This is a genomic window from Corynebacterium sp. sy017 (assembly GCF_017918135.1).
Lineage (GTDB): Bacteria > Actinomycetota > Actinomycetes > Mycobacteriales > Mycobacteriaceae > Corynebacterium.
Genome location: NZ_RZUE01000001.1, coordinates 460404 through 475036, shown reverse-complemented (window position 1 = coordinate 475036; position 14633 = coordinate 460404). Strand labels below are relative to the sequence as shown.

10 protein-coding genes and 1 pseudogene are annotated in these 14633 nt (G+C 47.4%); all 11 read left to right on the top strand.

Annotated features, from left to right (window positions below):
* Positions 1-28: 28 nt before the first annotated feature.
* Positions 29-1492 (top strand): annotated as a pseudogene (gene murD, locus EML15_RS02155) (UDP-N-acetylmuramoyl-L-alanine--D-glutamate ligase); the annotation flags it as partial.
* A gap of 67 nt (positions 1493-1559) precedes the next feature.
* Positions 1560-3311, top strand: coding sequence for a putative peptidoglycan glycosyltransferase FtsW (locus tag EML15_RS02150; protein WP_144273198.1), 1752 nt, complete (start codon positions 1560-1562; stop codon positions 3309-3311).
* 60 nt (positions 3312-3371) lie between these two features.
* Entirely contained in the window at positions 3372-4433 is a 1062-nt protein-coding gene (murG, locus tag EML15_RS02145) for an undecaprenyldiphospho-muramoylpentapeptide beta-N-acetylglucosaminyltransferase (protein ID WP_144273197.1), read from the top strand.
* Between the two features lie 14 nt (positions 4434-4447).
* A complete protein-coding gene (gene murC, locus EML15_RS02140) occupies positions 4448-5896 on the top strand; it encodes a UDP-N-acetylmuramate--L-alanine ligase (RefSeq protein WP_246858058.1) in 1449 nt (482 codons plus the stop codon).
* Positions 5897-5954: 58 nt separating this feature from the next.
* On the top strand, positions 5955-6614 hold the full coding sequence (locus EML15_RS02135) for an FtsQ-type POTRA domain-containing protein (RefSeq protein WP_144273196.1): 660 nt from the start codon (positions 5955-5957) through the stop codon (positions 6612-6614).
* Positions 6615-6842: 228 nt separating this feature from the next.
* On the top strand, positions 6843-8078 hold the full coding sequence (gene ftsZ, locus EML15_RS02130) for a cell division protein FtsZ (RefSeq protein WP_144273195.1): 1236 nt from the start codon (positions 6843-6845) through the stop codon (positions 8076-8078).
* A gap of 33 nt (positions 8079-8111) precedes the next feature.
* Entirely contained in the window at positions 8112-8840 is a 729-nt protein-coding gene (pgeF, locus tag EML15_RS02125) for a peptidoglycan editing factor PgeF (RefSeq protein ID WP_144273456.1), read from the top strand.
* Between the two features lie 102 nt (positions 8841-8942).
* On the top strand, positions 8943-9404 hold the full coding sequence (sepF, locus tag EML15_RS02120; RefSeq protein WP_144273194.1) for a cell division protein SepF: 462 nt from the start codon (positions 8943-8945) through the stop codon (positions 9402-9404).
* Between the two features lie 184 nt (positions 9405-9588).
* Positions 9589-9882, top strand: coding sequence for a YggT family protein (locus EML15_RS02115; protein WP_144273193.1), 294 nt, complete (start codon positions 9589-9591; stop codon positions 9880-9882).
* Between the two features lie 303 nt (positions 9883-10185).
* Positions 10186-11118 carry a DivIVA domain-containing protein gene (locus tag EML15_RS02110; protein WP_144273192.1) on the top strand — a complete coding sequence of 311 codons (933 nt, stop codon included), beginning with the start codon at positions 10186-10188 and terminating at the stop codon, positions 11116-11118.
* A 299-nt stretch (positions 11119-11417) separates the two neighbouring features.
* Positions 11418-14606: an isoleucine--tRNA ligase gene (ileS, locus tag EML15_RS02105; protein WP_144273191.1), complete on the top strand. Its 3189-nt coding sequence runs from the start codon at positions 11418-11420 to the stop codon at positions 14604-14606.
* Positions 14607-14633 lie beyond the last annotated feature (27 nt).

Sequence of the window (14633 nt, the reverse complement as noted above, 5' to 3'; positions counted from 1 at the left end):
TGGGCAATCAGCTCACAATGGTAAAGGAACACATATGACCTCGCAGACACAACTACCTGGATATTTGCGCGGGACAGTGCTTGTGGCCGGTGCAGGAGTAACAGGAATTGGGACTGTTAAACTATTGCACCATCTTGGTATTGCAGTAGAGCTTGTCGACGCTCATGCACAATCTTTAGCTAATGCCCAAGAACAAACCGGTGTTGTGATTCGCTCACTAGAAGAAGCAATGGACCGGATCGGCACATATTCTTTGGTGGTCACTTCTCCTGGTTGGCGCCCCGATACTCCTTTGCTATGTGCTGCGCTGGAAAAGGGCTGCGAAGTCATCGGTGACGTAGAGTTATGCTATCGCCTTGATCAGGCACAGATGTGTGGGAAAACAAGAACGTGGGTTGTTATCACAGGTTCTAATGGTAAAACCACGACTACAGCTATGACTACTGCAATGCTGCAAGCTGCTGGTTTGGCAGCTCAAGCTGTGGGTAATATCGGAGTGAGCGTTGCTCAAGCACTTATGGATGAACAACGCAGTGATATTTTCGTTGCCGAACTTTCTAGCTTTCAGCTGCATTGGACTAAGGAACTTGTTCCAGATATTGGTGTATTGCTCAACATCGCTGAAGATCATTTGGATTGGCATGGTGATTTTGCAGCGTATAAGAAGGCCAAAGCCAAGGTTCTTGCCGCGCCAGTTGTGATAGTCGGATGCGATGATACTCATGTGCAAGAAGCAATGGAGGACTATCAACGCACATATGTTTGTGCCGAGAATGAGTCTAAGTCTCAGACAATTATTCCGTTTAGGAATAGCTCACCCAAGTCTGGTGAGTTCGGTGTGCATGAGGGGCAGTTTTATGATCACGCTATCCATAATATGCCCGAGGGGAGCCCTGTTGCAGGAACAGCTCATATTGAGCCTCCTGGTCTAGCAGGCATCTACGATGCTTTAGCCGCAATAGCCGTGGCGTGTGCATTAGATTGTTCGCATGAGGCCATTAGACAAGCATTAGGGTCATTTCAGGTTGCCCCACACCGAGGGCAAATAGTTGCTCGGTGGCCGTCGCACGCTGATCTTACTGGACAAATAGTTGCTATCGACAATTCTAAGGCCACTAATCCTCATGCTGCAGATACCGCCTTGAGTGGGTATGACAGTATCATTTGGGTTGCTGGAGGTCAGCTTAAAGGCGCTGATGTAAATGCAATTGTGGAAAAGTATGCTACAAAGCTCAAAGCTGTGGCCTTGCTCGGACAGGACAGAGAAATTATTGCTCAGGCAGTGCGAGAAAAAGCTCCTCATGCTCTTCTTATGATGACAGAATCTCGTGATCCTCAAATAGCAATGGCAGAAGTAGTGGCATGGTCTATTGCACAGGCAAATGCCGGTGACGCAATTATTTTGGCTCCTGCTGCAGCAAGTTTAGATATGTATAGTGGCATGGCTGAGCGTGGCACAATGTTTGCACAAGCCATTGCCACCTACACTTAAGTGGTAAGACTCAAGAATCTTCGTCAGGAACCATATAATTTTCGTCACCACGAACTAGGGAGCGTAGATGACAAGCCCAAGCACATCACCGCGAGGTAGACGCCGCCATGTGGCTGGGTCACGGCAATCTGCTGATAAAACCAGTGCAGGTGTGGAACAAAGAAAGAAACAAAGTGCGCGCGTTTTAGCTTCGGCTTCAACTAAGTCGCGAGATCAAGCCACTGGGCAGCGCTCACTACTTAGTCTATTGCGACGAGCTGGGCTAAGGATTGTTGAATGGCGTACTCGTCCCTTTAGCGACTACTACCTGATTTTGATTATCGTTAGTATTTTGTCGATTCTGGGGCTGGTCATGGTGATGTCTAGTTCTATGGTAACTGCGGTAGACGCAGGGCAAAATGTGTGGAGTACTGCTTCCAGGCAAACAGTCATGGTCATCGTTGGTTTTCTTGCCATGTGGTTAGCATTACGCGCTCGACCTGCTTCCCTTAAAAAATATGGTGTGTGGTTGCTATTATTTGCATTCCTTACGCTTATTCTTGTGCTTATCCCCGGAATTGGTACCGGTAGGGAAGAAGTAGGATCGCAGTCCTGGATTGTGGTTGGTCCTCTACGATTACAGCCTTCAGAATTAGCCCGCGTGGCCATTGCAGTATGGGGAGCGGGATATCTTTCACAGCAGAGTACATCTGGTGTGGCTGAGCAGTCGATGGAGGAATCAAAGCGCACTCGAGTAAAAATACCGCTTGCAAAGAATAGGCTACTGGTGTTTAGTGGTGTCTCCATTTTGATGGCATTACTTATTTTTGCTGAGGGAGATGCTGGTATGGGTATTTCCTTCTTATTGGTTGTCGCTATGATGGCAATTTTTGCCGGATTGGATCTACGGTTCCTGGCATTTTTTGGCGGTCTTGGTTTGATTGGTATAGCAGCTCTTGCTTTGTCTGATGGCTTTAGATCGGATCGGTTTACTGTGTATTTTGGGGCACTATTTGGACGTTTTGCCGATACTGGCGATACTGCATATCAAAGCTATCAGGGCTTCTTGTCGTTATCAGAAGGATCGTTTTTTGGTATTGGTCTAGGGCAGTCGCGAGCCAAATGGTTTTATTTGCCAGAAGCGAAAAATGATTTTATTTTTGCGATTATTGGTGAAGAACTTGGTTTCTGTGGGGCTACCATTGTGATTGCCTTGTTCTTCCTGCTATGGATCATTGGTTTGCGCACCGCCCGACGTTGCTCTAATCAATTTTTAACTTTGTTATCAGCTACTTTGAGTACAGGTGTGGTACTGCAAGCATTCATCAATATCGGGTATGTGGTTGGTGTTTTCCCAGTAACCGGTATCCAGCTGCCAATGATTTCTGCAGGTGGTACGTCTGCGATTATTACTCTGGGAGCTATGGGGCTTTTAGCTAATTGCGCACGTCATGAACCAGAAGCTATGGAAGCTATGTCATTTTATGGACGACCAGCACTGGATCAGATTTTCTTTCTACCAGAACCAAGCCTGAGAGGACTGGTAGATGAAGAGGAACATGATGCTGATTTTGCGCACATGAAGTATCAAAGAGCACCGCAGCAACGTCGAAAAGCATCCTCCTTTTCTGCACGTTCACGGAAGTCGCAGACGCAGCTAGCGCCACGTCCTACACAGCGCACACACTATCGGCATGTGGAATCTTCTCGCCATACTGCTGCGCGCCAAACGCGCCCTCACTATCCAGATCAGGTAGAGCAGAATAGAAATCGTGGTAACCACAGCAACTATATGATTGACTCTCGTAATCAGATTAGAGATGACCGGCGCGGTAGCTAGACAAGCCCGTAGCAAAAGACACAAAGACACAATGAGAATGAAGGCACACTGGAGTAAAAAATGAAGATCAATGCAGTAGTGGCAGGCGGCGGTACTGCTGGTCATATCGAACCAGCGCTAGCAGTTGCGGAGCAATTAAAGACGCAGGGGGTTGAGGTTATCGCCCTAGGGACAGAGCGTGGTTTAGAAAAAAACATCATTCCCCAGCGTGGTTTTGAGTTAAAGCTCATTGAGGCAGTTCCTATTCCGCGTTCGATAAATGCGGAGCTGGTGAAATTGCCGTGGAAGATTCTCAAGAGTTTTCGGCAAACGCGCGCAATACTCAAAGCACATAATGCTGATGTGGTCATTGGATTTGGTGGTTATGTTGCCGCATCAGCATATTTAGCGGCACGATCTTTAGGGATTTCTTATTTTGTTCATGAGGCTAATGCACGCGCAGGTTTGGCAAATAAGCTAGGTGTTTTCCTGGGGGGAACTGGTTTTAACGCTGTAGCAGGTTCAGGTCTTCAAGGCGAAGTAGTTGGTATTCCTATTCGTGTTTCGCTTGCTGAAGATACTCGTGCTGCTCGTTCTCGGGCATATGAGCAGTGGGGATTGGATCCACGTCGTAAGACAATTGTTGTTACTGGTGGTTCACAAGGAGCACGCAGTATTAACCAGGCAGTGAGCGCTGCTGCTGAGGAATTGACTACGCAGGGGTATCAGATTCTTCATGCTTATGGCAAGAAAAATGAAGCGCCAGTGCAGGTGCCGCACTATGTTGCAGTGCCCTATATCGACGATATGGCAGCAGCATATAGTGTTGCAGATTTTATGGTGTGTCGTTCTGGTGCCATGAGCGTGGCAGAAATTACTGCTTTAGGTATTCCGGCGCTCTACATTCCACTTCCGCATGGCAATGGCGAGCAAGCGCTTAATGCGCAGGAGGTGGTGGCAGCAGGTGCCGCACGATTGATGAGTGATGAACAATTATCAGCACATACTCTCATCCAACAGATCAACGAAACTATCGGCAACGAAGAAGTATATGAGCAGATGGCTCAAGCTGCTGATGCCGCAGGACTAGGAAATGCGGCAGCTATCATTGCTGAGCGAATGTGTGCGGCAGTAAAGAAATAAAGGGAGGTCGTTATATGGTTGAGCAACCGATGTCAGGATCTATTGATTTATCCCGAGTACATCTCATTGGTATTGGTGGTGCTGGAATGTCGGGCTTGGCTCGCATTCTGCTAGCCCGTGACGCAGTGGTATCCGGTTCCGATGTGAAAGACTCACGCTCTGTTTTTGCTTTGCGGTCGATGGGCGCAGAGATTGCAATCGGCCATGATGCGAAGAATCTTCAACTCAGTGGTGCCTTGCCGACGGTCGTCGTAACGTCTTTTGCTGCTATTCCTCATGACAACCCTGAACTTGTTGCCGCTCGAGCTGCTGGTATTCCGGTCATTCGACGCTCTGATCTACTAGGAGAGCTACTGGAAGGCAACAAGCAGGTACTGATTGCAGGAACGCATGGAAAAACCTCGACTACGTCACTTGTTGTGTCAGCTTTCTATTCCGCTGGCATGGATCCGAGCTTTGCCATTGGTGGGCAGTTGAATCGTGCGGGAACTAATGCACATCAGGGTGCAGGGCAGTGGTTTATCGCAGAAGCAGATGAATCCGATGCCTCCCTATTGCGCTATCGACCAGATATCGCGGTTATTACTAATATAGAGCCAGATCACCTCGATTTCTTCCATACCGCTGAGGCATACTTTGAGGTTTTCGAGAAGTTTACTGAGCGTATCGTCGAAGGCGGCTCGCTCGTTATTTGCCTTGACGACGACAAAGCCGCTGAATTAGCTACGCGTGTGAGCGATCGGATCAATGTTGTTGGCTATGGTAGTTCTCAAGCTGCAGCTCGGTATCCAGATCTGATGAAATGTGTTATTGAACGCATGGACGTTGCGGCATCGGGAACACAGGCACGCGTATTACTTGGCGAGCAGCAGGTGACTTTTACTGTGCGTACCCCTGGTCAGCATATGGTTGCCAATGCTGCAGCAGCGCTGACTGTAGGGATGTTAGCTGGCGGTGATGTGGAAAAACTTGCTGCTGGAATTAGTGATTTTGATGGCGTACGACGCAGGTTTGAGAGCCACGGTGTTATAGAAAGTGGTGCTTATGCGGGGGTAGAAGTCTACGATGATTATGCTCATCACCCCACTGAGGTAACTGCTGTGCTTAAGGCTGCTCGGGAAAAAGTTGATGCACAAGGAAAAGGTCGCGTTGTGGTAGCTTTTCAACCGCATTTGTACTCTCGTACTATTGAATTTGCTGAAGAGTTTGCGCATGCTTTGTCTTTAGCTGATGAGGTAGTTGTACTTGATATTTTTGGGGCACGAGAAAAACCAGTGGAAGGTGTGGATTCTCGTATTATTAGTGAGAAGGTAACTGTACCTGTCTGGTATGAACCTCATTTCGCTGCAGTTCCAGAACGCGTGGCAGCTATTGCGCGCCCTGGAGATCTCATTCTTACGATGGGTGCAGGGTCAGTGACTATGCTTGCTGATGAGATCCTCAATACCCTTGCGCAGGGTTAAGTAGTCTGGGGAAGAACAAGACCCCAAGGCAGGTAATAAGAAAACCAAAGGCACATAGATGAGTAGAAAAAAAATTGTCGTCAGTCTCATAGGCATTCTCTTAGCTCTTGGTATTGCAGGTGCCTTGTTGTGGTTTCGACCAATTTTGACAGTAAAAAACTTTGTGGTTGATGGTGCAGTGCATGAGAGCAAAGAGCTTATCTCGCAGACCTCAGGAATTAATCTTGGCGACAATTTAGTACGTGTGAATGCTCATGCTGCTGCCTCGAAAATTAGCGAATTACCTTGGGTGGATTCAGCGTCGGTGCGTATTTCTTTTCCCAGTAGCGTTGCTATTTCTGTGGTGGAACGTCGGGTAGTGCTTTTTAGTGAGCATGAAGATGGTGCGCATCTTATTGATCAACATGGGCGTCCATTTAGCATTGAACAACCGCCAATAGGGGTTCCTAAAATTACGGGTATCACCGATGACATAAAAATTTTGCGAGAAGCAATAGCAATTGTAGAAGGGCTTGATGAGCCAGTGCGTGCTCGTATTGTGGAGATCAATGCGAAAAGTGCGGTGGAATTAACTTTGATTAGTGATGACGGAAAACGCATTTATTGGGGATCGAGTGATAATCGTGATGCCAAACTTGCTGCCGTTGCTGCGGCTTTGAGTAGAGCGGAACAGAATGTAGATATTTCTGGTGCACCCATGATTGCTGTGCGTCCTTAAGGGGAAAAATAATCATATTTTTTCGGAGAGAATGTGGTGATTTCCTGTATTTTCCCAGCTCAAACCCTCAAGTAATGGTTTAAGGTACCGACACGCCGCCAAAATGTCCTCATTTTTTCTCAACTTTCATCGAAGATGGAACATGAATGCAAAAAGCAATGCTCATCATTGTGGTAAAGCAAAAGTTCATCTCAAGTTACAAGGAACAAGGAAGGCGAGTCTGCTTTTATGACTTCCCTAGATAATTACTTAGCTGTCATTAAGGTAGTCGGTGTTGGCGGTGGCGGAGTTAATGCCGTAAACCGCATGATTGAAGAAGGGCTCAAAGGGGTTGAGTTCATTGCAGTGAATACTGACTCACAGGCTTTGATCTTCTCTGACGCTGATGTGAAATTAGACATTGGTCGTGAAGCAACGCGCGGTCTTGGTGCTGGTGCGAACCCAGAGGTAGGGCGTCAATCTGCAGAAGATCATAAGAGTGAAATTGAAGAAGCGCTCAAAGGTGCGGATATGGTGTTCGTTACCGCTGGTGAAGGTGGCGGAACTGGTACTGGGGCAGCACCAGTAGTTGCGTCTATCGCAAAGAAGATGGGTGCTCTGACTGTTGGTGTTGTGACTCGTCCGTTTAGCTTTGAGGGGCAGCGTCGCTCTCGTCAAGCTATGGAAGGTATTGCAGCTCTAAAAGAAGTATGTGACACCTTGATCGTTATTCCTAATGATCGCCTGCTACAACTTGGTGATGCTTCTTTAACCATGGTGAGTGCATTCCGTGCCGCTGACCAGGTGCTTCACAATGGTGTGCAGGGTATTACTGACCTGATTACTATTCCTGGTCTGATTAACGTCGACTTTGCTGATGTGCGTTCCGTTATGTCTGATGCCGGCTCTGCATTGATGGGTATTGGTTCTGCGCGCGGTGATAATCGTGTGATGACTGCTGCGGAGCAAGCGATTAACTCGCCTTTGCTTGAGAACACAATGGATGGCGCAACAGGAGTCTTGCTTTCTATTGCTGGTGGTTCCGATCTTGGAATCCAGGAAGTCAATGATGCTGCATCTATGGTGCAAGAAAAAGCAGATGTTGATGTTAACCTCATTTTCGGTACTATTTTCGACGATAATCTTGGTGATGAGGTTCGTGTTACAGTTATCGCCACTGGTTTTGACAGCAATCGTCAAAATGGTGCTCATCAGGTAACTGAAAGCGCATCCACCCCGGTGAGCAACCCAACACCTGCACCTGCACGCGAGAACTCTGCACTATTTAGTGATGATGACCAGGGGCGTCACCGTCGTGAAGCTCAAAGCTATGAGAGTCAACGTAATGAATCTTCTAGCTATACTCCGCGAGATAATCGTGGTGGTTTGTTCACCTCACGTGAAGATAACCAGGAGCCTTCATATCAGTCGCAGCAGCGTCATCGTGATGTCGATGATCTGGATATCCCAGACTTCTTGCGCTAATTCTTAAAATTTGGCTAGAGAAATATGACTGAGATGAACACACAAGATCCTACTTCTCGCCCTGTCCGCAAGGTATTTACTACTCGTGCGGGCGGGGTTTCGCCTTATCCCTATGATTCTTTTAATCTGGGGAATCATGTTGGCGACAATCCTGCCAATGTCACAGCTAATCGGGATCGTCTAGCGCAAGCGCTCAAGTTGTCTCCGGATGCGTTTGTCTGGATGGAGCAATTGCACACAAATACCGTCACTGTTGTGGATAGGCGGCACGCCGAGCCGGTGCCTGCTACCGATGCGCTGGTAACGAATACGCGCGGGTTAGCGCTTGCTGTGCTTGTTGCCGACTGTGTACCTGTGTTGCTTTCCGACGATCAAGCAGGGGTTATTGCTGCGGTTCATGCCGGTAGAGGTGGGGCGCGTAATGGCATTGTGGCCAAAACGGTCGAAAAAATGATGGCATTAGGAGCCAAGCCAGCTCGGATCCATGCGCTTCTTGGTCCGGCAGCTTCTGGTAAAAACTATGAAGTTCCCAAAGAAATGGCGATGGACGTCGAGCGGCATTTGCCAGGCAGTCTTTGTAAAACGAAACAAGGAACAAGTGGTCTTGATATCCGTGCTGGCTTGGTGCGGCAGTTACTGAGCCTAGGGGTGCGGGCGATTGATGCAGATCCGCGATGCACTATTGAAGATGATACTTTTTTCTCGTATCGTCGCCAGGGCACGACGGGACGTCAAGCTGGGGTGGTGTGGCTGCCAGAATAATGCGGCAACACACCGTGTCGGAACTAAAAGACCTTAATAACAGCACTATCTTATAAAACAGTACGTAAGCAAGAACGCGCCATATCCGAAGGAACCACCGTTATGTCATTTGTGAAAAAGACAAAAGAATTTTTTGGTCTCGCTCCTTATGAGCTTGAAGAAGAGGCTGCCTACTCCTCCTACTATGAGGAACCACGTTATGAGGGTTCGGCTGCTTATGCACCAGATTATGAGGATCGCAGCTACAGCAAAGTAGATAGCTCTCGACGTGACGCTAGCGCAAGCTATAAGCCTTCTTATCCAGCAACTATTGTTCCGGTGTCGATTGAGCGCTATAACGACGCTACTGAGATTGGTAATCCTGTTCGAGATGGTGATGTTGTGGTATTTGACGTTAAGCGTCTTTCCCATGACGAGGCAAAGCGTATCATTGACTTTGCTGCTGGTCTATGCTTTGGCTTGTACAGTCAAATGAAAAAACTTGATGCGGGTGTGTTTGCCATTATTCCTAAGGGCGTGGATGTAACTACTGTGGAGCTAGAACGGGCTGCCGGATTGCGTTAATTTTCCACTCAGTATGGTTTTATCCATGCTGTATCAACGTGGAACTAGATCAGTGCCTCGACCGTTGTGTATGAAGATATGTCTCATGCGTCGGCGGTTGGGCATTTTTATTTTGCATACTGCATCTCAGGAAGATGCTGTTGCGCTCTAGGTAACTGAAAGAATGGAATAGGTTGACATAGTAATGACAGAATTTCTTTTATTACTATATTGGGTGGTTGAGATTTATACGCTCATGCTTGTTGGGCGCATTCTTATTGAGGTAATTCATGCTTTTTCGCGTAATTTCCGCGCCCCAAGGTGGTTTGTGATCATAGCGGAGTTTTTGTTTGTGCTCACTGATCCGCCAGTAAAGTTTTTGAGAAAACTTATCCCACCAATGAGATTGGGTAATGTAGCGCTTGATGTGTCTATTCTTGTTCTCTTCTTTGCTTTACAAGTGTTCCAAATTGTGCTTGGCGTAATGATGCATTCATAATTTTGAGGGTAATGAAATAAAATTTTGCGTGCTATGTGGTAGTTGAGCAGCAGACTTGCGTACGTGTATGAAGAGTGTCATGTTCTTATGCAGCTCTCCTGCTATACTGGGTGTAGTTTTGCCGAAGGCTGTGCACATGGAGTACATAGGTTCTTGTAATTCATATGGCTGCTATGCACTGCTTGAGTAGAATTTAAGAAACATTTGTTAAATATCTGGGATTATTGCATTATTATGTGCAAGTAATACCAATCGTAGGTGAAGATCGTCTACGGTCAGATTAATCTTGGAAGGATAAGCTCAATGCCTTTGACTCAGACCGATGTGCGTAACATCGCTTTCAATAAGCCGCCAATCGGCAAGCGGGGCTACTCCGAAGATGAGGTAGATCAATTTCTTGATCTCATTGAGGAAAGCCTTGAAGAGCTACAAGATGAAAATGATGATCTTCGCCAGCGGGTAGAAGAGCTTGAAGCAGAACTAGAGCAGGCACAAAAGTCTGGTTCTTCTCCAGCGGCATCATCAGTTTCTTCTCAGAAAGTAGATGAAGCTGCGCTGCGTAAGAAAATTGAAGCTGAACTGCGTAGTAGCTATGAGCAGCGTCTTGAGCAGGCACGTCAAGCACAGCAAAAAGCTGAGGCACAGGCACGTGAGGCACATAAGCAAGTAGAAGCAGCCAAAGCAGAAGGCAAGAAAGCAACTGCTGCTGCTCCTGCTCCTGCTGCTGGTGAGTCTAGCGCTACTCCTGAGACACACTTGCAAGCCGCAAAAGTTCTTGGTTTGGCTCAAGAGATGGCTGACCGTATTACTGCAGATGCACGCAATGAGTCTAAGGATATGCTCGATAAAGCTCGTTCTAGTGCAGAGTCTCAAATTGCAGACGCTGATTCACGTTCTAAAGCAACTCTTGAAGAGGCTCGTCGTAAAGCGGAAGCACAGCTTGCTGAGGCTGCACGTAAGTCTGAGCAGACTATTAGCGAGGCTAATTCTCGTGCTGATGCTCGCTTGAAGCAAGCGGAGGATAAAGCAAAGTCTCTTCAAGAAGATGCTGAGCGTAAGCACACTGAAATTATGGCTGTGGTTAAGCAACAGCAGAGTGCTCTTGAGACTCGTATTGCTGAGCTGCGTACCTTTGAGCGTGAATACCGTACTCGCTTGAAGACTCTGCTCCAATCTCAGCTGGATGAACTCGAGTCACGAGGAACATCAGCACCTGCAGCGAATAACGAGAGCTAAAACCCTGTTCTCGTATCTGTACTTCTCATGTTCTGCATAATGAAGAACTGGGAAGTACAATTAACTTTATTGGCAGTGATCCGGCAATCACCGGGGAGCCTTTCAGAAGAAAAGAACCGTATTGTCATATGAGGTTCTGAGTAGAACTGAACGGGTAAGACCGACATCTCTTTCACAAATGAAGCGGAGCATAAAATGCTCAAGCAGGGTGGTACCGCGTTATTGCTATGTGCTGATAGCGTCCCTGCATATGAATGCGATAGTTAATATCCAGATATGTTCATTGTGTGGAGGAGAAAATGAGTAACGTCGGTGGGGTTTACCCGAAAGTAGATATGACCAATGGTACAAACCATTTTCCTACAATAGAAGAAAATGTGTTGGCCTATTGGAAACAAGATAATACATTCCAAGAGTCGCTAAAAAAGCACACCGATAATTCTGAGTATGTGTTCTATGATGGTCCGCCATTTGCTAACGGACTACCTCATTATGGGCATTTGCTTACTGGCTATGTTAAAGATATCGTGCCACGGTATCGCACCATGCAGGGGGATTTAGTCAACCGTGTCTTTGGCTGGGATTGTCATGGTTTACCAGCAGAATTAGAAGCGGAAAAGCAATTAGGAATCAAAGATAAAGGGCAGATCGAAGATATGGGTCTGGCTGCCTTTAATGATTACTGTGCACAATCGGTACTGAAATATACCCAAGAGTGGAAAGAGTATGTCACTCGTCAAGCTCGTTGGGTTGATTTCGATAATGGCTATAAGACCATGGACATCGACTTCATGGAATCAGTCATGTGGGCATTTAAGACTCTTTATGATAAAGGGCTCATCTACCAGGGATTTCGTGTTCTTCCGTATTCTTGGGCAGAGCATACTCCACTATCAAACCAAGAGACACGCCTAGACGATTCATACAAGATGCGTCAGGATCCAACCGTGACTGTTACCTTCCCGATTACTGCTGTAAAAGAAGGAACCCAGGCTCATGCTTCTCTCGTTGGCGCCTATGCACTGGCATGGACCACAACACCGTGGACTCTACCCTCGAACTTAGCGCTTGCAGTCAACCCTGAGGTGAGCTATGCGCACATTGCAGTAGGGGATGATGGAGCTGAGGCAATCGTCGGTAAGCGTGTGTTGCTTGCACAAGCCCTTGTTGAGGTATATAGCAAAGAACTAGGCGAGTATGAGTTGCTTTCGACGCACACCGGATCAGAGCTGGTAGGACTATGCTATGAACCAATTTTTGACTATTTTGCTGATCACGACAATGCATTCCAGATTCTTGGCGCAGAGTACGTGACGACGGAGGACGGTACTGGTATTGTTCACCAAGCACCTGCATTTGGTGAAGACGATATGGAGACTTGTCAGAAAAATGGAATTGATGTAGTTATTCCAGTGGATATGGATGGCAAATTTACCCAGGCTGTTCCAGAATATCAAGGTCAGCTTGTTTTTGACGCTAACCCACATATCATTCGTGATCTCAAAGCAAAGCAGCGAGTGGTACGTCATCAGACCATTGAGCACTCGTATCCGCACTCCTGGCGTTCTGGAACACCACTGATCTACATGGCCTTGCCATCCTGGTTTGTTGCCGTGACAAAGTTCCGTGACCGCATGGTGGAGCTGAACCATGAGCAGATTGATTGGGTACCGTCCCATATTCGTGATGGTCAGTTTGGTAAGTGGTTAGAGGGTGCCCGCGATTGGAATATCTCCCGTAACCGTTACTGGGGTGCGCCAATTCCTGTGTGGGTATCTGACAGTGAGGAATACCCTCGCATGGATGTGTATGGTTCCTTGGAGGAACTTGAGCGTGATTTTGGGGTTCGTCCACGCAGCTTGCACCGCCCTGATATTGATGAGTTGACTCGTCCTAATCCAGATGATCCAACAGGTAAGTCCATGATGCGGCGTGTGCCTGAGGTATTGGATTGCTGGTTTGAGTCTGGTTCTATGCCTTTTGCCCAGAAGCATTATCCTTTCGAGAATAAAGAGTGGTTTGATTCCCATTCACCTGCTGATTTCATTGTTGAATATTCTGGTCAGACCCGCGGTTGGTTCTATACCTTGCACGTGCTAGCGACTGCTCTTTTTGATCGCCCTGCCTTTAAGAAGGTTGTGGCTCATGGCATTGTGCTGGGTGATGATGGCCTGAAAATGTCGAAGTCTAAGGGCAATTATCCTGATGTGAATGAGGTGTTTGATCGTGATGGTTCTGACGCTATGCGTTGGTTCCTGATGAGTTCACCGATTTTGCGTGGTGGCAACCTTATTGTGACGGAGCAGGGTATCCGTGAGGGCGTTCGTCAAGCATTATTGCCAATGTGGAATGCGTATAGTTTCCTCCAACTCTATTCCTCACGCCCAGCTACGTGGTCAGTAGATTCTACTGATGTACGCGATCGCTATATTCTTGCGAAGCTGCATAACCTTGTGGCTCATGTGACGCAAGCACTAGACAATACCGATATTGCTAGAGCGTGTGATGAAGTACGTTGGTTCTGCGATAGTCTCACCAACTGGTATGTGCGTCGTTCCCGTGAGCGTTTCTGGGCCGGGGATGAACAGTACCCTGAGGCGTTCAACACGCTTTACACTGTATTGGAGACTCTCGCAAGGGTTACTGCACCATTGTTGCCATTGGTTTCTGAAGCAATGTGGCGAGGATTGACAGGTGAGCGTTCGGTGCACTTGACTACATTCCCTGAGGCGCAGCAGTTCCCTGCAGATGAGGAATTAGTGGATGCAATGGATGAGATTCGTGGCATATGTTCTGCAGCAAGTTCAATCCGTAAAGCGCACAAACTCCGCAACCGCTTGCCATTGCCGAAGTTGACTGTGGCAGTACCTCAAGCACAGCGCCTTGAAGCATTCGTCGACATCATTAAAGATGAAACCAATGTGAAAAGCGTCGAATTGCGATCCGACGTTGCGGCTGTGGGTACTTTCCAAGTAGCTGTGAATGCTAAAGTGGCAGGGCCTCGTCTAGGTAAAGATGTGCAGCGAGTAATTAAAGCTGTCAAAGCTGGAAACTACACACGTCAAGGCGACAGTGTACTCGCGGATGGTATTGAGCTGAAAGCTGGTGAGTTCACTGAACGCCTTGTTGCTGCTGATCCCGATTCCACAGCACAAATTGATGGTGTGGAAGGGCTTGTCGTATTGGATATGACAGTAACTGAAGAGCTAGAAGCTCAAGGTTGGGCAGCAGATATTGTGCGTGAACTACAAGAAGCCAGAAAGCGTAGTGGATTGGATGTTTCCGATCGCATTCGGGTACAGCTGTATGTGGATTCTGGGTTATATGAGTGGGCGACGCGACACCAAGATTTTATTGCTGGTGAAGTTCTGGCAACAGAATTTAAGGTACATTCTGGTGAACCTACCCATACCGACGAAAGTGAAAACGGGCACATACATTCCCTTGCTCATGGAGTCAGTGCGCAAATAACAAAGAATAACGCATAAATTGTGTAATTACTGTTTTTCGCGGGG